Source organism: Bifidobacterium scaligerum, from assembly GCF_002802865.1.
Taxonomy (GTDB): domain Bacteria; phylum Actinomycetota; class Actinomycetes; order Actinomycetales; family Bifidobacteriaceae; genus Bifidobacterium; species Bifidobacterium scaligerum.
Genome location: NZ_PGLQ01000001.1, coordinates 677,369 through 700,913, shown reverse-complemented (window position 1 = coordinate 700,913; position 23,545 = coordinate 677,369). Strand labels below are relative to the sequence as shown.

Here is a 23,545-nt window from a genome sequence, read left to right as displayed (position 1 = left end):
AGCATGGCAAAGCTCTCCTTAGGGTAGAAAGAAGGTCGGCGCGGTGTATTGCCGCGTCGGCCTCGAACTAATGTTTTAAGTCGCAGTATGCTTATTAATCGCAGTATTGCAAGTTCAGAGAGGAGCCGCCTATGGCCAATAGCCGAAACAACAGGAACAACAATAACGGTAATGGTGAGCTGACGAAGATGCTGCGAGCTATTCCGAGACCCATCGGGAAAGCGCTGTGGAAGGCGACTGATGCGTTTGGAATTGTTGTTGACCCCATAATGAAACGGTACAGTGATGCTCGCGTGGAATGGTATCGGATTCAACAGCTGAGAACCGATGGGTTTACCGACGAAGACGTCTGGGGTTTGGGCCGTAAGGAAAGTCTGCGCATGTCGAAAATGCTTGCCGCAATGGGAAAACGATGCATGAGCAGGCCTCAGGGGTATGACGATAAATCTCGATGGCTGATACAACGCGATGATGCGGATTTGGAACGATGGCTGGATTCTGAACCGGGATGGGCACTCTTGGAGCGGATGGATAAGCCGCGATTTTACAAAGAACGCTTGTCGGTGCGAGAGCTTGGAATCGCTTACTGTGCATGGCGTGAGGATTTAGAGTACGCGTCCAATGTGCTTGCGTTAGCGGATAAATGGCTTCCGTATGGAGCGGATTCACGTTACCGCGAATATTGCCGGGTCTTCGGCATGAAAGAAGCCGAGGAGATCGCTAAACGTATCCGTGTTGAAGCACAGCGCGTCTGGCATTGGATTGCCGACAACATTTACGATTTATGGGATTAGTGTAATTGAGGTGCAACTATGGCGGATAACGTGATTGTTCAAGTACCGGTCGGTGTGATGACTTGGTATCGGGCCAATAAAGCAATGCTCATGGAGAGCGCGACTTTGGAAAGCAAGCTACGTGAGTATATGCATTATCTTGCGAAGCATAGTCGTGATTATGTGCAGGCGTCTGAAAACCCTTCTGAAAGGTTGGATCCGAAACCCCCGAAGCGCTCCGGTGTGCGGTGCTATGACAAATATGCACATAGGGTAATTGACACTAGTGAGATTTGGTCAGGCGGAACTCCTGAAGTAGTCGAAGCGCTCCCGTTGGAAGACTATTGGATCGAAGTGCGATTCAATGACGGGCGTCACGGTGTATTCGACATGAATCCATATCTGGATTGGCCCGCTTTTGCCAAATTAAAGGATGTGGATTTCTTCAATAAGGTGCATGTGGCTGGCTGCACAGCATGCTGGCCGGGGGATATCGACATCGCGCCGGAACGTATTTGGACGGATTGTGAGTCTGTGATCGAACATTGGACGTATCCAGAGGATTGGCCGAAAGTGGGCGATAAAGGCCCTGATGGCTCTCCGATTGTATTTGTAACAGATAAAGGCTTCCCTGTTACGGACAAGCTAGAGGACAAGTGGGGCGAAGAAGCAGACCGCGCTGAATGGATGCTTGAACCTGGAGCTCCGTTGCTTCCTGGTCCGATGCCCTCTTCGGATGAGCTTGAACGCATGGATCAGGAAGAGCGAAAGAAGAAAGCGGAGGATTCGAAGACTGAGATTGAACAGTTGAGAAAAGACTTTGCTCAGTCTGGCAGAGAGTCGGATTCCTTGGCAAGCCGTAATCTTGAGAAACAACAGCAGATTTGTAAGCTCATGGTTGCCATGCGTGAACAAGCTGGCATCAACTTGGAAGAGATGTCAAAACGTACTGGCATCTCCGCCTCGGAGCTGTGGAAGGCTGAAGATGGTTCTAGCCGGGCTAGTCTGCTCGACTATCTGGCTGACTACTGCACCGCGCTCGGAAAGACATTCACCATCGACATTGATGATTGTGAGGAAAGTGGCGGAACGAGTAACTAGCGGCAATCGAACTCTATCGGAGTCTTAAAAGACTGGAGCTGATATGTTTTCACAAAATCGGAAAACATATCAGCCTCTTATCTTTAGTTATGTTCTTTTGCTGCATTGGTAGGAGTGTGCTGCGCTCGCGAACGAGTTGTTGCGAGCACAGCACACATTATCGATCATTCTCCGATAATCCAGCGTCGTCGTCTCTGATATGCGATGGGATCGTCCCAGTCGCGCATATCGTAGCCGTTGTTGGCTGCGATGGGTGCGGCGTTGAGTGCTTTGCGAACGCGGTGGCTGGCTCCGTAATCGGGAATCCAATCATCCTCAATCCATCGATAGTCTCGTATACGGCGTGCGGGAATGTGCGCGTTGCAGCTGGTGGCATAAGCATATGACGTTACATCAGGTACAGGTTCTCGCGATACGCTATAGGGGAGTAGCCAGTATGTGTTGTGCGTATATCCCGCGCGCTTGGCTTCGGCCTCCATGATTCGGTATGGCCGGTCTTTCCATGTTCGAGACATGGTGATGTTCCTTTCGAACTAGGCAATAGTCGCTTAGTAGAAAGGTGCGGTGAATCCGTTAGTCATGATTGTTCCTGTCGTATTTGGATGGTGCCGATTATGTTGGTGGGAGGTTGTCGGTTAATTGTTCGTTGATGGTTTTTCCGGGAGCATTGTGCGGAAAGACTCCTCGTTGATAATCGGGTAGCCATCCTCATCCACTTGCCGCTCCTCAGGGAGAAATTGAGGGACAACGGGATTTGCTTCGCGTTCAGCTTTCTCGGCCTTCCATCGTTCCTCAAGTTCTTTCATTGCGATGTCGAATGGTTTGAGCTGACGTTGTTTGTTGATATAGAGAAGTCGGCTGCTGCGTTCCTCCATGCACTCATCGCAGATGAGAGCGGCAACCTGCGTTCCATCGCAAGGGTCGAAGAATGTAGTGCCGTAATGTCCGTATGAGCATAGCTCCATCGCGCCATTAGGCAAGAAGCTTTTATCGTTCGAATCTTCGTCGAATAAATCAGCGTCAAGAAGACTAATCGATTTGCCACAAATCAGACATACAAGTTTGAATGGTGCGGTCTTATCGTTCATCAGCGTCCTCCCGGTGATGTGTACAGGTCATCAATGGCCCGCTCAAGTCAGCTGACTTGGGAGAACCGCACCAGATTACAACATTGGAGAGCGCGGCGTCAATTTCGTCCGTTGAGTATAGCTCTATTACAGAATATATATATTTGTTTCTTCGGCAGTCATTGCTCACTCAAATGCATATTTTCACGAGCGGGCATGGTGTGCTGACTTAATGCATGATGCAGGAGCAGCTAGTATTTGGAGAGCAATGGCGTGTGAATTTGTTATAAGAGTAACGAAGTTAGTTCTTGTCGTCGTCAAGTATTTGACGTTCGAAAGCATCAAAGTCAGTATCGGTGCGTAGAGCGGAATCCGTAGAGAGCGGATGCAGTGTTTTACCTGCAGCTTCAATCTCGCTTTGCCTGGCCTCGGCAACGTATTCGACAAAAAGCGTTAATGAGATCGGGAAGACTGGCACCATTGCGTCTCGCTACCACTTCGGCTCGAAGCATATGCAGGTAAATCTTCAATGTAGGTCATTGAAATGACTCCAATCTGTTGAGATTCTACAGTCGATTACAGCTATCCAACATAATTGACGGAATAAAACGCATCCAGTTTTCGCTGGGCCTCAATGAATGATGTGACTATGCGTCAGATGTCCTGAGTAAGCTACTTGTACTAGATGGCTGAGTGACCCTTGCTGGTTTGAAGGGTTGCTTCGCTGGTTTCCGAGGACTTCATTAGGTGCGTTTTCGTTGCAATGACGCCGTTTTGACGACTTTCGTGAGATTTCGCTGATTGCTGCTGATTTCGTTGTTTTCCGCGGTCGCTGTGTCCCGGTTGTGTCCGCGTCGGTTCCAGTGCTCCCCAGTCGGATGCGGCATAATGACTGAGGAGCACTGGAACCGACGACGAGGCGTTCATTCGGACCGCTCATGCGAAACGCAGCCGGTGCGAGGCTCTCCATCGCTGCCCGGTTCGCTCTACGTGTAGCGGGACGCCGAATATCGATTCGAGACGTTCGTCGGTAAGTCCTTCGTCAAGTGGCCCGGTGAATGTGATGGTTCCCGGTGTCGTGTTGCCGTCAAGTGTGGCGTAGATGCGCGGATGCGTGTCGAGGTATGTCATGCACTCGTGTTCCATCATTCGGCCCATCATCGCGATATGGTCGAATCCGGCGGGGATGTCTTCCACCTGATGCGTGACGAGCAGCATCGTGCGCTCGTCTCTTCGCGAGGCCAGCGCCGACAGTTCTCGCAATACCGTTTCGCGGCCACCCAGATCAAGGCCGGTGGTCGGTTCATCGAAGATTAGGAGATCCGCCGGCGAGACGAGCGCGCGGGAGATCATCACCCTCGTGCGTTCGCCTTCGGACAGGTTGCGCCACTGTTTGCCGGCCAGATATGCGATGCCGAGCCGGCGCATCATTGCGTACGCCTTCTCGTATGCCTCGTCAGCCGAATCCTTCGTTCCTCGTGGAATCCCCGAGGCGACGACCGTGAGCGGGTTCATTCCCGACCCGATGTTGTGCCCGAACGCTGCCGAGACGATGGCCACGCGGGTGCGACGGCGCTCCGGGTCCGAGCCCGCGACTGTTCGGTCCCCGAAGACGCGCAGTTCGCCGACGTTGGGGTAGGCGCGCATCGCGATCATTTCCAGCAGTGTGGATTTTCCCACTCCGTTCGGCCCGAACAGCACCCATCGTCCGCCGGTGGCAATGGTGAGGTTTACGCCGGCAAGGATCAGCCGCCGATTGCGATAGTAGCCCACCGACCTGGCTAGTACCATTGCGTCGTAGGGTGTTTCGCCGAGTATGGTCATCGCCCCGCTTCCTTATTCCGTCCGATGATGATGCCGATGGCGGTCTGCGCGACGGCTAGTATGGCCAGCATGATGAGCACCGTCCGCCATCCCGAGGTGATGTCGTAGATCGTTCCGGCCAATGTGGGACCGACTGCGGCGAGCAGGTATCCGACGCATTGAGCCATGCCCGACAGTTGCGTCGTCTCCTCGGTGGTCGAGGTCTTCAATCCGATCAATGAGAGTGCCACGACCAGAGAGCATCCCGAGCCGATGCTGGCGACGATGATCCACAGCAGATCGAGCTGCGGTGCGAATGCCAGTCCGAGCGCACCGATGGCCAATGGCACGCTGGCGACGACAACGGCGGCGACCTGGCTGTCGCCCTTCAACAGTACGGGGATGAGCAGTCCCATGACGATACCGACGAGCTGGAAGACCGCCAGATGCCAGCCGGTCCGGTCGGCGGGCACGCCGAAGGAGACCTCGATGGTGGGCAGCCAGGTGACGCACACGTAATAGTTCACAGATTGCAGCCCCATGAACAGGGTGACGGCCCATGCCTCCGGCCTTTTCCACATGGAGACGCGGAGTCGGGTCTCCGATGCCGTACTCTGTCGGCTGCGGGGCTGCGCATCGGCGGCGGTCTTCGCAGCCGGGTTCGTCCTTTGCGCATTCGCCCGTGAACGCCATAACCACAGCAGCGTGACGATTCCGGCGGGAATGGCCCAGATGCCGAGCGTGCCCCGCCACCCGATTGCATCGGACAGGGGCAATGTCACAGCCGAGGCGAACGCGGCCATACCGGTCATGCATGCGGAGTATATGCCGGTGGCAAGTGATGTGTGACCGGGGTAATCGCGTTTGACTATGGCCGGCACCAGAACGTTGCCCACCGCGATCGAGCAACCGATGACGAGCGTGCCGACCCACAATCCGATGGTGCCACATGCCGAACGGATCACGATGCCGAGCGTCAGGAACGCCATTGCGGCCAGCACGGTGCGTTCGATGCCGAGGCGTTCGGCGGCCCGGTGCACCATCGGGGAGACGACGGCGAACGCGAGGATGGGCAACGAGCCGAGCAGGCCCTGCATCGTCGCGTTGAGATGTTCGGACGCCCCTATCCGTGGCAGCAGCGGGCCGACGGATGTGAGCGGAGCTCGCAGATTCAGTGCGACAACGAAGACCAGCGCGGTCAGTATCGATGCGGCGAATCGCGATGCCGACGATGGGATGGGATGATGTTCTGTTATCTGTTCCATGATGATTGACTAGATGATTAAAGAGTATCCGTGTGATGATGCCGTTGATTCGTATAGGGGATGTTCGTTATCGTCCGTCGGGGATCCGAGCGGCGATGGCGTTGAGGTTTTCGACGACCGCCGCGATGATCTCGTCGTCGCTTTGTCCGCCTTCCAGCTTGAGCAGGCCAAGCGAGTGGAGGGCCCCGGCGATGGAGAAGACGGCGGCGATGCGCTCGCGCTCGTTCACTGCTCGGGCGGAGTAACGTTCGACGAGCATCGATTCGATTTTGCGGAACATGGCTTCAGGGCGGCCTGCGAACAGGACGCGCAGATCGTCGATCTGGCTGTCGATGGCCGGTCTCCAGCCATTGAGGAATGCGGGTGGATCGGACAGGATCTTGTCCTTGTCGGGGTAATGCTCCAGCATCGCGTCGATGGTCTCGTCCTCAAGCTTGTCGTTGAGGTCGTATACGTCGAGGTAATGCTTGTAGAACGTGCTCGGGTTGACGAGCGCAAGGTCGCAGATGTCCTTGACCTTGACCTTCGAGACCGGAACTCCTGATGCCCGTAGGCGTAGAAACGCCTCGCGGATTGCCTTGCGGGTTTTGACGATGCGCAGATCGGTCACCATGCTCCTTTCGTCCTGCTGGTAGCGTCATTCCTGCTCCGTCCATAAGCCGCGTGTTATTCGACGATTCAGGCGAATCGTCGAATAAGCGAGAAATGTCGCATATCAGTGGTTGTCATCCGTTGCGTTTCGATAATAATTGATGCTCGTTGAATAATCAATGACTATTGTTTATCGGAGTGTTATTGTGAAACTTGGCATCAACAGAAAACAATGGATCATGGTCATCGTGCTGCTCATGGGCACATTGCTGGCCGTGCTCAACATGTCGGTGGTCACGCCGGCGCTGCCGTCCATCATGAAGGACCTCGGGGTGGATTCCACCACCGTTCAGTGGCTGTCCAGCGGCTATTCTCTGGTCGAGGCGATGGTCATCCCGCTCGCAGCGTTCCTCATGGGGCGCTTCTCCACCCGCAGACTGTTCATTGGATGCATATCATTGTTCGCGGCCGGCAGTCTCGTCGCCGCATTCGCGTCGACCTTCCCCCTGCTCATGGTCGGCCGGGTGCTGCAGGCCCTGTGCACCGGCGCGATCATGCCGATGGTCACCGCGGTGATCCTGCTCGTGTTCCCCAAGGAAAGCCGCGGTACGGCAATGGGCATCACAGGACTCGTCGTCGGTTTCGCCCCGGCGCTCGGCCCGTCCGTCTCCGGCGTGATCATCGACTCGTTCGGCTGGCGCACGCTGTTCGTCATCATGGCGGCAGTCTCGCTGATCGTCATCGCGTTGGCCGCCGTCTACCTGCGTAACTTCGACGGCTTCCAACCGGGTGCGTTCGACCTTGTCTCCGTGCTGTTCTCCTCGGTCGGTCTGGCATGCCTGTTGTACGGGCTGTCCACGTTCACGTCCACCAGCAACATGATGCTCACCGTCTCGCTGATCGTCGTCGGCGTGCTGCTCGTGGCCGTGTTCGTGCGCCGACAGCTCAAGACAAAGGAACCGATGCTGCGCGTCGGAATCCTCGCCAACCGCACCTACGCGCATTCGGTGATCATCGTGGCATGCATGCAGGCGGCCCTCATGGGTTGCAACGTCATGGTGCCGATGTTCATCCAGACCGTGCTCGGCGCATCCGCCACCGCCAGCGGGCTCGCCATGCTTCCCGGCGCCCTCATCGGCGCATGCTGCGGTATCGTCTCAGGCCGCATGTTCGACAAATACGGCATCCGCAAGGTCGCCCTGCCCGGCCTGACGGTCATGACCATCGGCGGCGTGCTCATGGCTCTGCTCGGCGCGGACGCCTCGGTCATCCTCACGGCATGCGCCTATACCGTGCTCTACGCGGGACTCATGTTCGCCATGACCCCGGTGAACACCTGGGGCATCAACGCACTCGACAACGAAAACATCGGGCACGCGCAAAGCGTGACCAACACCGTCGGACAGATCGCCTCCTCGATGGGCACAGCCCTCATCGTATCCATCTCCGCGCTGTCCACCACCCTCGCGCCCACCGCCACCGGACACGCGCAATCCATACTCGGCTCGACGCTGGCATTCGCCGCCATCGCGGTCATCCTCGCGGCCGCCCTCGTCACAGCGCTTCTGGCGACTCGAACGCACCGAGGCACGACGAAACGGACTCTCGTCGGACAGTGACCGAACCGACAACGCATCAACAGACACGGAACCAAAACGAAACGAGACATGATGAACACCACGAACAACTCGCTGACCCACAACATCCGTACCTTCCACCACGGCACCGAACCGCTGGTGGATCCCATCCAAGACACATTCATACGCACCGACAAAGTCGGCAACTCATGGTTCTGGGTCGGTCATTTCGAGACGGGCGGCCACACCCTTGACTTCATGTACCACGTCAGCGTCCTGCAGTTCTCCAAATACCTGCCGGTGCGCATGATCAACAGCGTGCTGTCCATCACCGATGAGACCGGACGCATCTACCGTCACGAAGACCGCTTTTACAAGGTCAGGCAAGGACAGGTCGCAGGCCAGGGACTGCACATCCACACCGACAAGGACGTCATCGAAGGCGACCTCGACAACATGCGCATCGCATCGGCCATGCCGGACGGATCCATCTACCTCGACCTGCACGGCACCGGATATCCACTCTACAGTCTCGGTACCGGCTACTTCCAGATCGCCGGAGTGGCCAACTACCAATACTCGTTCCCGCACATGGCTGCCAAAGGCGTCATCACTCTCGACGGCCAGCGCCACGAGGTGGAGGGAATGGTATGGATGGACCGTCAGTTCGCCGGCATGCCCAAAGGCAGAAGCCTCAAGGACGGCTACAACTGCAAATGGCTGTGGATGAACCTCTGCTTCGATAACGATCCCGACGTGATCAGCCTATGGGGTGTAACCGAACTGGCCACGGGCAGCGAACATTGTTGGGCCAGCGTCCTGCATGAGGACGGCACCCAATCTTCCGCCGGCGTGGATCCGATGGTCGGCGACTCCTTCAACGTGTGGGAAAGTCCTGTGACCGGCATGAAATACCCAACCGGATGGACCATCTCCATCCCTGAATGGGAAGCGAGACTCACCGTCACATCCATCATGGACGAACAGGAAATCGCTTCGCCGAACCCCTCAGGGCGCAAATACGAAGGCGCAAGCCAAGTGGTCGGCACCTACCGAGGACACTCGGTAACGGGCCACTGCTGCCTCGAACTCGTCGGAGGATGGAACTAACAACACCGGCCTATTTTCCGAAAAATACCGGCATCGGTCCAATTCCGCCAACCCGCCGAAGAATGAACTGCGCCCCGAAAGTTGGACGTGGTTTATTCAGGGTACCTGATCAGGCTGTGAGGGACATGCTCCGGAATTCCTCCGGGGTGTGTCCCTCAAGTCGTTCCTGCCTTCGTTTGGTGTTCCAGTGGACGATGTATGCGTCCAATCCGGCCTTGAATTCCTCGAAGGAAGTGAACTCGCGGCCGGTGTAGAACTCGTCCTTGAGATGGCCGAACACCTGCTCGGTGACGGCGTTGCCGATGACGCCGAGCAGGATGCTCACGCTGAGACTGGTCAGGCCCACGTAGTCGGCGGGGATATGCTTCTCATAACTCTACAGTTCAATATCCTGTGCGAGGATGCTGATGGCATCGTTTTTGTGTTCGATCCGCCAGTCGGCCGCGTCGCGGTGGAGCACCTGTTTGTGTAGTTCGGCGAAGGCGTCGCGGTTCTCGAAGCGGGTGTGGGCGGCAAGAACATCCACTTGGTTGAGCGCTCGCCGACGAATCGGTTCGGCTCGGCCGCATTGCGTTTTGCTGCCCCATAATGCGCAGAAACCATCCATTCTGTTGTCCTGCCGGCTGGCATTGCCGATGCATGCCGCGCATGGTGATTGCTCCGCCTTGCGTACGTGCTGCTCCACGATTACGTATGGGCGTCCACATTGATGCATTCTTGATGTCCGCATGCGTACGTGATTAATCTCCAAGCCATGCCGTCCACCTCAACTTCCGTACAGTCAGTCGTTTCCATAGGTATGGAACATATGTTCTATATCTATGTGGATATTTGTTCGAATTGACCCGATGGCGCAGTCTGAAGATGTTGCGTGTGCCACTCGGCTATCATGAAGAGAAATCCGAGCCATAGAGGATTCGGATATAGACTCAATAATCGCAATGAAGCAGGGGGGGCAATCGTATGAACGTGCCGCAGGAAGTCTTGGATGTGCTGCACTCACGCGAGGTGTATTTGTGGAACAGTGAACTGATGGATGCCGCTCAGCAGGAGCAGCGGGATATGCTGCGTAAAACCAATGAATTGCCAGCTACCTCGCCGGAAAGAAATCAGCTGTTGCATGAATACTTCGCCGAGATGGGGGAGCGTACTTGGATTGAGCCGCCGTTTCACGCCAACTGGGGTTGCTCGACCCATTTGGGCAGTTTCGTGTACGTGAACTTCAATCTGACGCTCGTGGACGATGGCGAGATCTTCGTCGGCGACCATACAATGATTGGTCCGAACGTCACGCTCGTCACCACCGGCCACCCGATTCGCCCTGACCTGCGCGAAAAGCTGGCACAGTTCTCGGAGCCGATTCATATTGGGCGCAACGTGTGGATCGGAGCGAACGTCACCGTGCTGCCGGGCGTCACCATCGGAGACAATTCCGTCATCGGTGCGTGCAGTCTGGTGACCAAAGACATTCCTGCCAACTCGGTGGCGATCGGCAGCCCGTGCCGAGTGCTGCGTGAAATCAACGAGCATGATCAGGAATATTATTGGCGCGATAAGCGCATTCCGGAAGGAATGTAGTCAGACATGTTGGTGCGAGCGTGATATCAGTCTTTTTGCGTTCTTACGCTCATCTGTAGTCTCCGTTACGACATATGCCGGAATGTGATTGATTGATTATGAATGCATCAATTGTTTCTATAATGTGCACATTCATGATGTTGATTATGCCTATAATGTGCAATTCATAAGCACAAACACATTCTATAATGTTCTTTAGCTGGTATCAGAACTACTCTGTAATGTGCATACTCAAATTGAGGCGGGTGTCATGTTAAGAAGAAAAGCCATGTCGCAATTGTTGTTCTGGAAAGAACATCACGCTAAGCGGGCCATGCTGGTGGACGGTGCACGGCAGGTCGGTAAAACGCATCTTGTCCGAGAATTCGGCAGGGCCAATTATCAGCATGTCGTCGAACTGAATTTCATCGACAATGAGGATGCGAGAGACGCCGTTAATGCTGCACATAATGCCAGAGACCTGTTCCTTGCCATTTCGGCGTATGCGGATGATGAGCTCGTCAAAGGCGAGACGCTAGTCTTTCTCGATGAAATACAGCAGTGCAAGGAAGTAGCGACCAAGATCAAATTCTTGGTGGACCAGTTTGATGACTATGACTTCGTGCTGTCTGGTTCGTTGCTGGGAGTGGAACTAAAGAGTGTTCGATCCGTGCCGGTGGGATATCTTGATTCGATTACCATGTATCCGTTGGATTTCGAGGAATATTGTTGGGCGAATGGTGTGCCGTCCAATGTTTTTGCAGAAGTGCATGAGGCGATTGAAGAAAAACGCGAAATCAACGATGCTGTGCATCGGCGACTGACTGCACTATTTCATGAATATCTCATTGTCGGTGGGATGCCAGCAGCCGTCGCGAACTTCGTAAATGAACATAACGTGCAGTCGTTGCGCGTATATCAACAGAACATCATCTCCCGCTATCGGGAAGATATCTCGCAATACACGGAAAGCATCAGACAATCTCGGATCGTTCGCAGAATCTATGATCTGATTCCCAGCGAGCTCAATCAACAGAACAAACGATTCAAGGTAACGAGCGTGGGATCTGGGGCGCGATATGTGCGCTATCAGGAGGAGTTCCTTTGGCTGGTAGATGCAGGAGTTGCGTTACCGGTATACAACGTAGACGAACCGCGTTACCCGTTGATGCTGGCGGAACGTTCGAATCTATTCAAACTGTTTCTCAGTGACATAGGTCTGTTGACCTGCATGTGCGGCATGGACGTGGTTCGTGACCTTATCAATGATCGTACCGATATCAACTACGGATCGTTGTATGAAAACGTGGTGGCGCAGGAGCTGAAGGCGCACGGCTTCGACTTGTATTATTTCAAGAACAACATGATCGGAGAGCTTGATTTCGTTGTCGAACATCCGAGAGGCACAGTGATGCCGATTGAGGTGAAATCAGGCAAGACCTACACGCGGCACAGCGCTTTGAATAAGGCGCTCGCCACCGAGAACTACGGTATGAAGCGAGGCATAGTGCTCGCAGAATCAAACGTGAAAACCGTTGGACAAGTGGATTATCTTCCCGTATATGCTGTCTCGGCGCTGAATCGATAGTGTGCCGCATCTTAGTAGGCGCATATGGAAAGGAACCGAGAAAGCGAGAAACGTGTTGCGCAAGTGTTGATGCGGTGTTCTGCGGGGCAATCGGACTAATATAGCCAAGTGAAGGCATTCCCTCATCACAAAGGAGTTATGACAATGTCCGAACCAACCATTCCCGCAGAAGGCCGTGTTGCTGTATTGACGGAGCCCAAGCACATCGACGTGCGCACGCTCCCACTGCCGCAAATCAACGATGACGAGGTACTCGTCCGCGTTGAAGGCTGCGGCATCTGCGGCACCGATCAATCCGAATACCGTGCCGACCCGTTCGGATTCGCTCCCATCGTGCTCGGCCACGAAGCCACCGGCGAAGTCGTGAAGCTCGGCAAGAACGTCACCACGGATTACTCCGGCAAGCCGCTCAAAGTGGGCGACAAGATCGTCACCGGTCTGCGCCCATGCGGTCACTGCGCCATCTGCAAGCGCCGCGCCGACATGATTCACCTGTGTGAAAACGGCGAAATCCACGGACTCATGCCTGGCGAGGACCACTTCTTCAACGGCTGGTATTCCGACTACATGAAGTGCAATCCGGGTGCGGTGATCTTCAATGTGAACGACATGCCGGACCGTGACCTGCGCATTCTGATCGAACCGGCCGCCGTGATTGTGCACGCTGTGGAGGAAGCCAAGAAGATCTACGATTTCAAGCATGGCTCCCATGTGCTGGTCCAAGGCTGCGGTCCGATCGGTCTACTGCTGGTCGCCTTGCTCAAGACCTACGGCATCCGCAACATCGTAGCCGTGGACGCCAAGGAAGCCCGACTTCAGATGGCCAAGAAGCTTGGTGCCACCGCCACCGTGAACTTCTCCGACTATGATTCCGTGGATGCCGCGGCCGACGCCGTGCGTGAAGTGACCGAAGGCCTCGGTGCGGAAATGGGCTTCCAGTGCACCGGTTCGCCCGCAGCGGCCGCAGCCCTGTTCAAGTACATTCGCCGTGGCGGCTCCTACTGCGAGGTCGGCTTCTTCACCAACACCGGTGACGCCACCTACAACCCGCATCTGGACGTGTGCCAGAAGGAAATCAAGCTCACCGGCTCCTGGACCTACCAGGCCGGCGACTGGCTGGAGGCGCAGGAGTTCCTCAAGGAAGCCAAGGACCGTGGTCTGCCAGTCATGGACTTGGTGACCAACGTATTCCCGCTTGACCAGATCAACGAAGCGATGGAATACGCGCTCAGCATGCAAGGCCTCAAGATTGAGGTCGTGCCCGAACTGTGAGGCGGTAGTCTGTTTTCCTCATGAAATAAGTTGCTTACGAATAAGTTGTTCGTAAGCAACTTTTTTTCGGTTACGAATAGTCGTTTGCGAGCGCTACCGAATGCGGTAATTGGAGCCGCGCTGGGTCATGATGAGACCCGCGCGCGTGAGCTTCTTATCCAACGTATACAATGCGTTACGCAGCAGACCTTGCTGTTCGAAATACGGACCGCCCACAAGGCCTACAAGTTCCTTGGTGTTCACGAACTTGCCATCGGCTTTGACCAATGCCTCCAGCAGACTGTATTCCAAGCGGGAGAGTGTGATTGGACTATGTGTAGACGCATAGTAGGCCCGGCGATGGGTGGTGTCCAACGTGAGATTGCCGCGGATGATCATAGTGGGAGAGTCGGCGGCGAGCGCGCTGATATATGACAGCAGCTCGGTATCGGAGAACGGCTTGCGCAGTACGGCATCCGGTTGGTTGGCGTTTGCCTGTGCTTTGGTTTCGCTGGTTTCGCCGGACTCATTGGATTCGAATGATGCCGCTGGTTCAGCTGATTGATTCGGCTCGATGGGCGCGTATTCATGCGGCAGTGCTCGCCAACGATTACCCTCGCCGGTCGCGCGGCTCAACGGGGTGGTGGCAAGCAACAGAATCTTCAATGAGGGGTCAGTATTACGCAACTCCGCAACAAAAACATTGTGCGGCGGTTCGACCAGATCCTCGTCGAGCACAATCGCATCATAAGGGATTACGGGTGCTGCATCGGCATCATTTGCGGTTTGGGACTGCGTTAAGGCAGTGGTTTGTGCCGGAGCGCCAGTTTGTGCAGTCTGAGTTTGATTGTCGCCCGATGCTTTGGCATCGACTTCATCCTTGGCTACAACCTGTCCTTGCTGTGCTGCGATAATCGCGTGCAATGTCGCTTCCCGGGTGCCGGTCTGGTCGACCTCATGCTGCGCGCCCAGCAACGTGCCGCGAATGGCGCGGGCGAGTGGCTCATTCGAAGCGGCGACCAGTAACTTCATAAGGCACCTCCTATGTCGCCCAGTGTAGGCCGAGGTATGGCAGAGGTTCCGGATGTCGGTACTATCCAGAACCCTTCGCCTAGTCTAGGCCGCAATGTGGCTGGTCACAGGAGTGTGATTACAGAATGGGCCGCAACGTCGTAGGGTAACGGCGGTGTGCGGAGATAATGCTGAGCGCGATGGCAAGGATGCCGAATGCAACCAGTGCGATCAGTGCCCAAGTGGCGGACGTCATCAGCATGACGATTATGAATACCAGCATTGGCGCGGAGGAAACCAGTGAGATTACCGAGAATGAGCCAACTGAGGCCGCATGCGAGGCAAGCAGGATCTGCTCGCCGGCGAAAGCAATCACAGCTGGGGTAAGAATAATGCACACGATTTCGAGGATTGCATTGTTATTCCAGTGAACCAATCCGCCCCACGCCAGATAACCGAAAATGCTCATCGACATGACTTCGGCGATAAGAATGGGCAACAGACTTTTGGCTATGCAATACTGCAGCATCGAACGGCCGGAGGCACGCCAAGACTCCAGAGTGCCGTCAACTTCCACCGAAGCCGACATATCCATCGTATTGGGATTGGCCATCAGCGTGCATATCGCCAATTCGCTGCCCAGGAACCCATACCATGGTGCGAACGTCTGCACCATGGATAATCCATCTATAGTGGTGGGGTCCGCAGGAGCGCTCACGGAGAGCATAGCGAGCATCACCGGAATGAACAGCCAAAGACCGATGCCGAATGCCAAATATAACGGGTTCCTGCGTAGAAGAATCCAATCTTTCCAAAGCATTGCTTTCATAAAAAGACTCCTTTGATGACTATTTACTGATGCCAAAGTTCACATTGCTACGTTCGCGGCCAAGTGTGGCGGCCTGTTTGAATGCGTCGATGGTTGGGAAATCGCTGATATCGCAATCTTTGACGAGGTGCTTGTTATCGAGGATGATGATGCGGTCGGTAACCTCCCAGCAGTATTCCAAATCATGCGTGATGGTCAGTATCGTGCGTCCCTTCGCCTTAAGTTGTTTCATCAAATCGACCAGCAACTGCCGGGTGATCGGGTCCACGGCATTGGTTGGCTCATCCAGCAGAATCAGCTTCGGGCTGAACAGCATGCCAGCCACGATGCCTGCGCGTTTCCTCAGGCCGCTGGAAAGATCCTTGACCTTCTTGTCGAGATGCTCGCCCAATTCAAACGCCTGTACCATCGGCAGTTCGTTGAGATGCTGCATGTCGAGAGGATGCGGGTTCTCGTGTGCGGCGTAAAGCATCGAACGGAACTTGAGATTTTCGCGGATGGTCATCGTAGGAGAGAGGTTGCCGGAATCGCTCAGTTGAAACACTTCGCGCATCGAATGGAATACATTGCTGTTGATTGCCGCGGAACCGTGCTGCGGGCACAGCAAGCCGGTGATGATGCCGAACAGGGTGGTTTTGCCCACGCCGTTGTATCCCAGAATGCCCAGCGATTGGCCGACCGGCACGTCGAGATTGATATGCTCCAGCACTGGTTTGCTGCGTTTATAGCCGAACGTCATATCCGTGATACGGATGGTCGGCACTTGATCGGTGCCGATAGTGTCGTTGTTAGGTGCGAGGGTGGAGCTGGTCATGAGTAAAGCCTTTCCTTTGATGCAAATGGACCAGAGATAGAGCGCGAATGCGATGAGCGTTGGCGCGCATGCTGTTGCGATACCTTGCGGAGTAAGAATTGCCGAGCGCAGCGTCGGAGCAACGGCATAGGCGAATGCGGTGAGTATTGCGCTCGCAATGGTGATGGGGATGAGCGCCCACACCAGTTGCGCGATGACATATTGGCGCAGCGGACGGCTGCAGGCTCGCACGGTGAGAATGGTGCCATTGGCGAGGTCGCTGCGGATGGCATCGATGGAAAGCGTAGGTGCCAGGCATATGCCCAATGTGATGATGGCGAACTGGTACAGGGCGTTCGCTGTATTGCCATTCATGCCGATTATGGGAATCACAGCGATGCAGAGCATTGGCATGGCAATGGCGGTGATGGCGATGGCCAACATCGCGGTGTTATGACGGAGCTGTTGGAAATCCTTGTAGAAGATGGCTTGCATAGATGCCTCGGATTAAGTGTGCTGGGTGGCGCGTGGATGTTTTTGGGTAAGCTTGCGCCAGGCCATGCGCATGGTAGCGGTTTTGGGGATGGCTTGCGCTGGCTCAGGAAGGTCAGGAACTGCTACTGCCCGGCGACGATTTGTCGCAGAGCGGCTACATGGGATTGAAACGCCTGCTTACCCTCACGAGTGAGCTTGACCCAGGTGACTTTGTAGGCTTTACCGCCTTCGCCGGCTTTCTTATCAAGCTGAATGTAATCATGCTCGGCCAGTGTTTTGAGGTTTTTGGAACACGTGGCGTCGCTGATTTCGAGCGTATCGCGCAGCACATCGAATCGCATGGTGCCATACGTGTCGAGCAGACCGCAGATGCGCAATCGAATTGGAGCGTGGATGACTTCGTTGAATATCGGCTGCGGATTATCCGATGTCATGATGCGCCTCCGCTAAAGAGTCAAAGGCGGATGGATCTGGAGCGGTGCGCTGCTGTAATGCGCGGACGATTTCGTCACATTCCCACGCTTCCATGGCGCCATTGATAACCGCGCCAACCAATGTGACTGCCACGGCTGACCACCATGCGGTGGTGGTGAATCCTACGGCAAGCGCCAAAATCGGTGGAATGAAATTAACGAAGAAATGCACGGCGACCGCAATCGTATAGCGGCGGCTCTGTATCGCCGGTTTCGGTGCCAGCCATTGCGGAGCGATGCCTTGACGTCGGCTATTGAGCATGATGGCTGCAGCGAGAAGCAGCAAGCTTATCGCAAACAGAGCAGCCACAAGCCATATGGGATTCCACGGTAGGCTGAACCGGTTGAACCATGCCTGAGGGATCAACCAATACGTGAATGTGAGCAGTCCGAATACGATGGCTATCCACACGATGTTGGATGTGCGGAGAGCTGCATAGCCGGTTGCGATTTTCGCGCGATCGGCGTCGAGCGTCTGCAAGGCGTCGAATGCAGCAAGTGCCTGCTGCTGGCCGTTGACCGGTTTGTGTTCAGACAGTTGTTGTGTCTGTTGCTTCTGCTGCGTATTTGCCATGACGGCCCCCTTCGCGCGGATTGCTGTATAGCCGAATAGCCAAACCTCTTTCCGTTGTGGAAAATAGTATCACTTTCCATAGTGGAAAGAGGTTTGTGCGTGTTGGGGGGAGTGCCGACACTCAGCCGATGAAGGCGATGGGGGCGGCGAGATCCACGCCGGAGCCATCGCGACGCATATCCGGCTTTGGCAGCTCCACCGCGGTTCCGGATGATGTGGCCGCATTGAGCGGGTAGAGGCCCACCCATGCCAGAATCAGCGTGTTCTGACCCTTTAAGAAGCGTTGCGAGCGTACGCCGCCCGTGGCGCGGCCCTTGGTCGGATACATTTCGAGCGGCGTTACCTTGGCGGCACCGTTTTCGGTACCGGGCAAAGCGTCCTCGTCGCCGGCCACGGTAAGCACCACGGCACCGGAGGCCGAGCTCAACCCGTTTTCGCCTTCCTCGTACGTCCATGCCACCTTGCCGGCCGGCACCACGTTGAACGCCATCACATGCGCGCCGGCAGCCAGCTTGATGCCGGCCATACCGCCTGCGGTGCGGCCCTGTGGACGCACATTCTTCGCCTCAAAGGTCAGCAACGAGGAATCGGAAGAGATGAACACCAGACGGTCGTCGTCCTCGGCGGTGGCAGCGAACACCACTTCGTCGCCTTCCTTCAGATCGATGACAGGCCAGGAGTCCATCGTGGTGGGTGCCTCGCGGTTCCAGCGCTTGACTACGCCGTTGCGTGTGCCAATGGCCAGTGAGGGGAGCGGTGCGGACTTTGCAGCATCGGCATCGCCATTATCGTTGCTTTTCGGCTGTTCCATGGCGATGGCGGTGACCACGTGTTCTCCTGGAATCGGATCGGTGGATTCGGTCATGCCAATCAGTTCGTCGGCCTGTACGCCACCGGTCAACGTCAACGTTTCGGAAGCGGGCAGTGCCGGCAAATCGACCACATGGGCCAATACCAAACGGCCTGCAGAGGTGATCAGCGCAAACGTCGCCTGCGTGGAGGTCGGGAAAATTGTGGTGATCTGATCGTTCGGCTGGCGCTTATCGGACGCGGAACGTGCATGGTACACATCCAATGCGCTCGGCGTGGTACGGGCGATCAGGCCGGTGGCGCTCATCATCACCACACACGGCTCATCCTCAATCTTCAATGCGCCGGCTAGAACATTCTCCTCGCCGCTTTTCTTCGCGGCCTTGGTGGCGGCGGCCACATCGGCTGCGGCGGAGGAGATCGTGGCGGCGGACTTGGCCGCCTCCAGAGCGGATTTGGCGAGCTCGGACGTGCCGGAACCATGTGCGGCCACCGGGGTCAGCGTGCCGTCCGGATCAACGTCGAGCAGCACCGTGCGGCGTGGGGAGCCCCACTTGGCCACGGCCTGATCCATCTCGTCGGTCACCACCTGATCCAATGCCTCAGCGGAAGCAAGAATACGGGTGAGCTCCTCGATGCTTTTCTTCAGATCATCGCGTTCGGCTTCCAGCTCGATGCGGTTCATCTTGGTCAGACGGCGCAAGCGCAAATCCAGGATGTACTGGGCCTGCACATCATCCAAATCAAACACGGCCATCAAACGGGTCTTTGCGGCATCCGCATCATCTGAAGTGCGGATCACCTGAATCACCTCATCGATGTCCAGCATGGCCAACAGTAGGCCCTCGACCAAGTGCAGACGCTCCTGAGCCTTCTTCTTGCGGTATTCGGACCGGCGGCGGATCACCACACGACGGTGATCAATCCAGACCTGCAGCATCTCCTTCAAGCCCATCGCATGTGGACGACCGTTCACCAGTGCCACATTGTTCATGGCGAAGTTGTCCTGCAACGGCGTGTGTTTGAACAACTGCACCAATACGGCATGAGGATCGAAACCGGTTTTGATCTCAATCACCAAACGGGTACCGTTATGGCGGTCGGACAGATCGAACGCACCGGAAATGCCTTCCAGCTTGCGGTTCTTTACACCGTCGGAAATACGCTCGATTACCTTTTCCGGGCCCACCATGTACGGCAGCTCGGTCACTACGATCGCCTGCTTGCGGGCGGTCACATGCTCCACATGCGTGGTGGCGCGCGTAGTCAGCGTGCCACGGCCGGTCTCGTAGGCTTCACGGATACCGTCACGGCCAAGAATCGTGCCGCCGGTCGGCCAATCCGGGCCCGGTACATAGCGCATCAGCTGTTCAAGCGTGGCCTCCGGATGAGCCATCAGAAACTTGGCGGCATTCACCACCTCGCCAAGATTATGCGTGGCGAGGTTCGTGGCCATGCCCACTGCAATACCCGAGCCACCATTGACCAGCAGGTTCGGAATCGCCGCCGGAAGAACGGTCGGTTCCTTGAGCTTGTTGTCGTAGTTCGGTGTGAAATCAACCGTGTCCTCGTCGATATCGGCGTTCATGCCGAGCGCGGCCGGGGCAAGACGAGCTTCGGTGTAACGGGAGGCTGCCGGGCCGTCGTCAAGCGAGCCGAAATTACCGTGGCCATCCACCAGCGGCAGGCGCATTGCGAACGGCTGAGCCAAGCGCACCATGGCCTCGTAGATCGCGGAATCGCCGTGCGGGTGCAGTTTACCCATCACTTCGCCCACCACACGGGCGGACTTCATATACGGGCGATCGGGGTTCAGATTCATCTGACCCATCTGATAGACGATACGGCGCTGCACCGGCTTCATGCCGTCGCGCGCATCCGGCAACGCGCGCGCATAAATCACTGAATACGCGTACTCAAGGAATGACTTGCTCATTTCCTCATTGAGCGGCGTCTCAACGATATGCTCCTTGACGGTACGCGGGTCATAGGATTGCACGGACGGTTTGCGGTGTGATGCCATGGAACTCCCTTTCAAACTTGCCCCATATTAGCAGTGCCGTTGCACTCCCCGCCGTGAATCATGCTCAATCAGTTTGGCGCGAGGATTCTATCTGGCGAATTACTCAGGAAAAACGGCCGGAATAGTGGAATATAGCGAATTGTGATGCTGCGCAAATGGATTGTTTTGTGAGTTTTCCCTACACGTTTCTTATTGAGAACCATTCGCTGTGGGGGCGATGGGGTTACCATAAAGCCTATGACTGTCGAAACGCCGGATATGGATGAACTGCTGCGCTTGGTCCCCACTGCAGCCTATGGAGATGCCGTTTGCGCAAACGGGACTTCTGCAGGTAAGCATGGCGGTCGTGGAGGGGCATTGCACCTGTCGGCAGTGTTGCCGGCGCTGTCAAGCGCAATCGGACATCCAATCGCCACCAAGGTCCATGCCGATCCCAAAGCATGTCAGGATGCTCTTGGTTTTCCGGATGTCAAATCCGCGATCATAGTGCTGGTGGACGGACTCGGCTACTGGAATCTTGCCATGCGTCTTGGGCACGCTCCGTACCTGCGGTCCCTGATGAACGACCGCGTCAATCAAAGACCTATTTCCACTTGCGCGCCCAGTACGACCGTGGCGGCCATGGCCGCATTTGGTACTGGTACCTGCCCGGGACTCACCGCCATGGCCGGATACACACAGCTCGAACCGGAACGCCATACGCTTATTCAGCTCATTCAGTTCAAGGATGCACTCGCTCCGAAGCCGGCCAATCCTCATATTCCCGTACCTGCGATGATTGACCCGCATGAACTGCAACGGGAACGGACCGTATTCGAGTCTTTGGCTGCTTGCGGTGTGCGCGTCACAAGTTCGGGCCTACCCAAGTTTGCCGGCTCTCCGCTGACCGAGGCCGCCTTGCGTGGTACCGATTATCAAGCCAACGTGACTCCGCGCGACAGAGTGCTCGCCGCCGCACGGGCCGCGCGCGAACCGGGGCTGACGTACCTGTATGTTCGTGACGCCGATAAGGTGGGGCATAATTATGGCTGGAATTCCGAGCATTGGGTGGCCGCGTTCGAGCATATCGACGCGCAGCTTGCTCTTTTGCGTCGCAGTGCTCCAACCGGGACGTTGATCGTAATCGTCGCCGATCATGGCATGGTGCAGACCGATCCGAGCCAGCGCATTGATATCGCCGAAGAGCCGCAATTGCAGCAAGGTGTGGGACTGGTGGGCGGTGAGCCTCGATCATTGATGCTGTATGCCGAGCAGGATACTGATCCATCTGACATCGCTGCGCGTTGGCATCACAGACTTGGTGACATCGCCTTGGTAAGGACTCGGGAGCAGGCGATTGCCGACGGGCTTTTCGGACCGGTGGCCGACCGCGTCAAACCGATGCTGGGTGATGTGATAGTGCAGGCCGCTGATGCCGTTACATTGGTTGACTCGCGTACGCAGAGCGACAAGGCCACGCATCTGCCCAGCGTGCATGGTTCACAGACCATGCTGGAGATGGATATTCCTTGTTTGATTGATATGGCGTGAAATCAGTCGCCAAATAGGATCTCATCCCAGCTGGGAACCGCCGATCGTCCGGACCTACGTCTGGCCGGTTTGGCAGGCGTATCCTGAGCTGGTTTGGAATCCTCATGCACCCGATCCTGTTCTGTGGCGACCAATTGTGCATTGGGACCTTGGCGTACTGTTTTATCAGAGATAGCGTCAGAAGGAGCAACAGCAGGGACGCCCGCTGCTTGGTCGGTGTTCTCCGATCCTGCTGAGGGGACACCGGAGGAGTTGGCAGCGGCAGCAGTTTCACCTGCATGGTCGGGCGCGACGGCGGAAGAACCGTACGATGAAGTCAGGCTGGCTGCCGATGATGTTGTAGTCCCAATAGGCGGAATTGATCCAGAGGAAGAGATATCGATTGGCGGCATCGAACCGGTGGATATAATCGCCGGTGAATCACCTGACCGCGAAGCTGAAGCGGATGGCGTAGGCATTGCCCATGCGGATACTGTGCGTTCGATGCGCGCCGAACGCACAGAATCACCGGGTAATTCGGGCAATGACGGTTTGCCTGCACCGCTGCCGGAAGCCGCATGCTGTTCTCCTAGAAGCATGCGGGCGGCATTATTGAGACTCATCACGGCGTTATCGTGCATATTCCATGTCCACTCCGCATGGATTTCACGACCTGCCGAAGTGAAGATAGCCACGATGCGCCAGGGTTCAAGACCTCGACGAGTGGATTTCCATGTTACTGATTCCATGCCGATTCCTGCCGAGGCCAGCGTGCGTTCCACCAGTTCGCTGATAGTGCGCACTTTGCTGTCTTTTGGCGCGGCCACGGTGAGGAACTGTTCGATCGCGTATTGTTTCTCGGTTTCCACCGCAGCCGAGAAACGACGAACCAATGTTTCGCTGATGTGGTATTTCTCGGCCACTCTGGCGGGGGAGGCCCCGGCTCGAATCAACGCTTGGATTTGGGAGATCGGCAGTGTGGACTGCTGATGAACCTGATTAATATCCTGTGTTTCGCTGCGCACCTGTTTGGCTTCGAGAATCGCTCGTTCAAGCGTGTCGTCCACGCTGATGACCAGTTCATGGCCGCCAAAGGAGAAGACGAGGTCCCCCTCCTTGCTGACGCGCTCGAAACGGGCCTTTTCAAGCCGATCCCCAGGCATATGCACACCACTTTCCGCTACACGGACATTACTTCTTCCCAGTATGCCCCACGTGTCGAACTTTACCAGTATTGCAAATTGTGTATCGCGCCGCCAAAAGCCGTTCGGATATCAGGGCTTCCCGTGGCCGACCGTGAACAAACCGAGGACCGGCATAGAATCGCGAGTCAACGAAGACTCGA

21 protein-coding genes and 1 pseudogene are annotated in these 23,545 nt (G+C 56.0%); 8 read left to right on the top strand and 14 right to left on the bottom strand.

Annotated elements, in window-relative coordinates:
* Positions 1–131: 131 nt before the first annotated feature.
* The gene (locus tag CUU80_RS03080) at positions 132–794 is read left to right on the top strand and encodes a hypothetical protein (protein WP_100495882.1); all 663 of its coding nucleotides are present in this window, start codon (positions 132–134) and stop codon (positions 792–794) included.
* A gap of 18 nt (positions 795–812) precedes the next feature.
* Entirely contained in the window at positions 813–1,874 is a 1,062-nt protein-coding gene (locus CUU80_RS03075) for a DUF2442 domain-containing protein (RefSeq protein WP_207760068.1), read from the top strand.
* 164 nt (positions 1,875–2,038) lie between these two features.
* Here the strand turns inward: CUU80_RS03075 and CUU80_RS03070 are convergent, their stop codons facing one another.
* The 5 genes from CUU80_RS03070 to CUU80_RS03045 all read right to left on the bottom strand — a co-directional run bounded on the left by CUU80_RS03070 (position 2,039) and on the right by CUU80_RS03045 (position 6,622).
* Entirely contained in the window at positions 2,039–2,389 is a 351-nt protein-coding gene (locus CUU80_RS03070; RefSeq protein ID WP_133119390.1) for a hypothetical protein, read from the bottom strand.
* A gap of 120 nt (positions 2,390–2,509) precedes the next feature.
* Positions 2,510–2,962: a hypothetical protein gene (locus CUU80_RS03065; RefSeq protein WP_100495880.1), complete on the bottom strand. Its 453-nt coding sequence runs from the start codon at positions 2,960–2,962 to the stop codon at positions 2,510–2,512.
* Positions 2,963–3,877: 915 nt separating this feature from the next.
* Positions 3,878–4,765, bottom strand: a complete 888-nt coding sequence (locus tag CUU80_RS03055; RefSeq protein WP_100495878.1) for an ABC transporter ATP-binding protein — start codon at positions 4,763–4,765, stop codon at positions 3,878–3,880.
* Positions 4,762–6,009, bottom strand: coding sequence for a CynX/NimT family MFS transporter (locus tag CUU80_RS03050; RefSeq protein WP_100495877.1), 1,248 nt, complete (start codon positions 6,007–6,009; stop codon positions 4,762–4,764). The genes CUU80_RS03055 and CUU80_RS03050 overlap by 4 nt, the downstream gene beginning before the upstream one ends.
* A 67-nt stretch (positions 6,010–6,076) precedes the next feature.
* Entirely contained in the window at positions 6,077–6,622 is a 546-nt protein-coding gene (locus CUU80_RS03045; RefSeq protein WP_100495876.1) for a TetR/AcrR family transcriptional regulator, read from the bottom strand.
* Positions 6,623–6,806: 184 nt separating this feature from the next.
* Here CUU80_RS03045 and CUU80_RS03040 point away from each other — a divergent pair, with 184 nt between their 5' ends.
* Positions 6,807–8,219: a DHA2 family efflux MFS transporter permease subunit gene (locus tag CUU80_RS03040; RefSeq protein ID WP_165775800.1), complete on the top strand. Its 1,413-nt coding sequence runs from the start codon at positions 6,807–6,809 to the stop codon at positions 8,217–8,219.
* A gap of 48 nt (positions 8,220–8,267) precedes the next feature.
* On the top strand, positions 8,268–9,287 hold the full coding sequence (locus CUU80_RS03035) for a lipocalin-like domain-containing protein (RefSeq protein ID WP_100495874.1): 1,020 nt from the start codon (positions 8,268–8,270) through the stop codon (positions 9,285–9,287).
* A gap of 109 nt (positions 9,288–9,396) precedes the next feature.
* Here CUU80_RS03035 and CUU80_RS03030 read toward each other — a convergent pair.
* Together CUU80_RS03030 and CUU80_RS03025 are read right to left on the bottom strand one after the other, a co-directional pair.
* A pseudogene (locus CUU80_RS03030) lies at positions 9,397–9,591 on the bottom strand (IS3 family transposase); the annotation flags it as partial.
* A gap of 72 nt (positions 9,592–9,663) precedes the next feature.
* On the bottom strand, positions 9,664–9,972 hold the full coding sequence (locus CUU80_RS03025) for a hypothetical protein (protein WP_165775759.1): 309 nt from the start codon (positions 9,970–9,972) through the stop codon (positions 9,664–9,666).
* Between the two features lie 278 nt (positions 9,973–10,250).
* Between CUU80_RS03025 and CUU80_RS03020 the strand changes: the two genes are divergently transcribed.
* The 3 genes from CUU80_RS03020 to CUU80_RS03010 all read left to right on the top strand — a co-directional run bounded on the left by CUU80_RS03020 (position 10,251) and on the right by CUU80_RS03010 (position 13,704).
* Positions 10,251–10,865: a sugar O-acetyltransferase gene (locus CUU80_RS03020; RefSeq protein ID WP_100495873.1), complete on the top strand. Its 615-nt coding sequence runs from the start codon at positions 10,251–10,253 to the stop codon at positions 10,863–10,865.
* A gap of 268 nt (positions 10,866–11,133) precedes the next feature.
* Positions 11,134–12,432, top strand: a complete 1,299-nt coding sequence (locus CUU80_RS03015) for an ATP-binding protein (RefSeq protein WP_165775799.1) — start codon at positions 11,134–11,136, stop codon at positions 12,430–12,432.
* 144 nt (positions 12,433–12,576) lie between these two features.
* On the top strand, positions 12,577–13,704 hold the full coding sequence (locus tag CUU80_RS03010) for a zinc-dependent alcohol dehydrogenase (RefSeq protein WP_100495871.1): 1,128 nt from the start codon (positions 12,577–12,579) through the stop codon (positions 13,702–13,704).
* 93 nt (positions 13,705–13,797) lie between these two features.
* Here CUU80_RS03010 and CUU80_RS03005 read toward each other — a convergent pair whose 3' ends face one another.
* The 6 genes from CUU80_RS03005 to CUU80_RS02980 all read right to left on the bottom strand — a co-directional run bounded on the left by CUU80_RS03005 (position 13,798) and on the right by CUU80_RS02980 (position 20,691).
* Positions 13,798–14,715 (bottom strand): response regulator transcription factor, encoded by a 918-nt coding sequence (locus CUU80_RS03005; RefSeq protein ID WP_100495870.1) that lies wholly within the window; start codon positions 14,713–14,715, stop codon positions 13,798–13,800.
* A 118-nt stretch (positions 14,716–14,833) separates the two neighbouring features.
* Positions 14,834–15,523: a hypothetical protein gene (locus CUU80_RS03000; RefSeq protein ID WP_100495869.1), complete on the bottom strand. Its 690-nt coding sequence runs from the start codon at positions 15,521–15,523 to the stop codon at positions 14,834–14,836.
* 19 nt (positions 15,524–15,542) lie between these two features.
* Positions 15,543–16,811, bottom strand: a complete 1,269-nt coding sequence (locus tag CUU80_RS10940; protein WP_243388606.1) for an ATP-binding cassette domain-containing protein — start codon at positions 16,809–16,811, stop codon at positions 15,543–15,545.
* Between the two features lie 122 nt (positions 16,812–16,933).
* Positions 16,934–17,245 carry a transcriptional regulator gene (locus CUU80_RS02990; RefSeq protein ID WP_100495868.1) on the bottom strand — a complete coding sequence of 104 codons (312 nt, stop codon included), beginning with the start codon at positions 17,243–17,245 and terminating at the stop codon, positions 16,934–16,936.
* Complete coding sequence (locus tag CUU80_RS02985) at positions 17,232–17,858, bottom strand: hypothetical protein (RefSeq protein WP_100495867.1); 627 nt, start codon at positions 17,856–17,858, stop codon at positions 17,232–17,234. The genes CUU80_RS02990 and CUU80_RS02985 overlap by 14 nt, the downstream gene beginning before the upstream one ends.
* A 121-nt stretch (positions 17,859–17,979) precedes the next feature.
* Positions 17,980–20,691, bottom strand: a complete 2,712-nt coding sequence (locus CUU80_RS02980) for a DNA gyrase/topoisomerase IV subunit A (RefSeq protein WP_100495866.1) — start codon at positions 20,689–20,691, stop codon at positions 17,980–17,982.
* Between the two features lie 237 nt (positions 20,692–20,928).
* Here CUU80_RS02980 and CUU80_RS02975 point away from each other — a divergent pair, with 237 nt between their 5' ends.
* Positions 20,929–22,221: an alkaline phosphatase family protein gene (locus CUU80_RS02975; protein ID WP_100495865.1), complete on the top strand. Its 1,293-nt coding sequence runs from the start codon at positions 20,929–20,931 to the stop codon at positions 22,219–22,221.
* A 2-nt stretch (positions 22,222–22,223) separates the two neighbouring features.
* Here the strand turns inward: CUU80_RS02975 and sepH are convergent, their stop codons facing one another.
* Positions 22,224–23,363 (bottom strand): septation protein SepH, encoded by a 1,140-nt coding sequence (gene sepH, locus CUU80_RS02970; protein WP_100495864.1) that lies wholly within the window; start codon positions 23,361–23,363, stop codon positions 22,224–22,226.
* Between the last annotated feature and the right edge of the window lie 182 nt (positions 23,364–23,545).

Coding starts and splice junctions, on each gene's coding strand:
- CUU80_RS03020 (WP_100495873.1), top strand. CDS start 10,251: ATGAACGTGCCGCAGGAAGTCTTGGATGTGCTGCACTCACGCGAGGTG.
- CUU80_RS02980 (WP_100495866.1), bottom strand. CDS start 20,691: ATGGCATCACACCGCAAACCGTCCGTGCAATCCTATGACCCGCGTACC.
- CUU80_RS02990 (WP_100495868.1), bottom strand. CDS start 17,245: ATGACATCGGATAATCCGCAGCCGATATTCAACGAAGTCATCCACGCT.
- CUU80_RS02975 (WP_100495865.1), top strand. CDS start 20,929: ATGACTGTCGAAACGCCGGATATGGATGAACTGCTGCGCTTGGTCCCC.
- CUU80_RS03070 (WP_133119390.1), bottom strand. CDS start 2,389: ATGTCTCGAACATGGAAAGACCGGCCATACCGAATCATGGAGGCCGAA.
- CUU80_RS03010 (WP_100495871.1), top strand. CDS start 12,577: ATGTCCGAACCAACCATTCCCGCAGAAGGCCGTGTTGCTGTATTGACG.
- CUU80_RS10940 (WP_243388606.1), bottom strand. CDS start 16,811: ATGCAAGCCATCTTCTACAAGGATTTCCAACAGCTCCGTCATAACACC.
- CUU80_RS03065 (WP_100495880.1), bottom strand. CDS start 2,962: ATGAACGATAAGACCGCACCATTCAAACTTGTATGTCTGATTTGTGGC.
- sepH (WP_100495864.1), bottom strand. CDS start 23,363: ATGCCTGGGGATCGGCTTGAAAAGGCCCGTTTCGAGCGCGTCAGCAAG.
- CUU80_RS03005 (WP_100495870.1), bottom strand. CDS start 14,715: ATGAAGTTACTGGTCGCCGCTTCGAATGAGCCACTCGCCCGCGCCATT.
- CUU80_RS03000 (WP_100495869.1), bottom strand. CDS start 15,523: ATGAAAGCAATGCTTTGGAAAGATTGGATTCTTCTACGCAGGAACCCG.
- CUU80_RS03015 (WP_165775799.1), top strand. CDS start 11,134: ATGTCGCAATTGTTGTTCTGGAAAGAACATCACGCTAAGCGGGCCATG.
- CUU80_RS03075 (WP_207760068.1), top strand. CDS start 813: ATGGCGGATAACGTGATTGTTCAAGTACCGGTCGGTGTGATGACTTGG.
- CUU80_RS03035 (WP_100495874.1), top strand. CDS start 8,268: ATGATGAACACCACGAACAACTCGCTGACCCACAACATCCGTACCTTC.
- CUU80_RS03045 (WP_100495876.1), bottom strand. CDS start 6,622: ATGGTGACCGATCTGCGCATCGTCAAAACCCGCAAGGCAATCCGCGAG.
- CUU80_RS03055 (WP_100495878.1), bottom strand. CDS start 4,765: ATGACCATACTCGGCGAAACACCCTACGACGCAATGGTACTAGCCAGG.
- CUU80_RS02985 (WP_100495867.1), bottom strand. CDS start 17,858: ATGGCAAATACGCAGCAGAAGCAACAGACACAACAACTGTCTGAACAC.
- CUU80_RS03080 (WP_100495882.1), top strand. CDS start 132: ATGGCCAATAGCCGAAACAACAGGAACAACAATAACGGTAATGGTGAG.
- CUU80_RS03050 (WP_100495877.1), bottom strand. CDS start 6,009: ATGGAACAGATAACAGAACATCATCCCATCCCATCGTCGGCATCGCGA.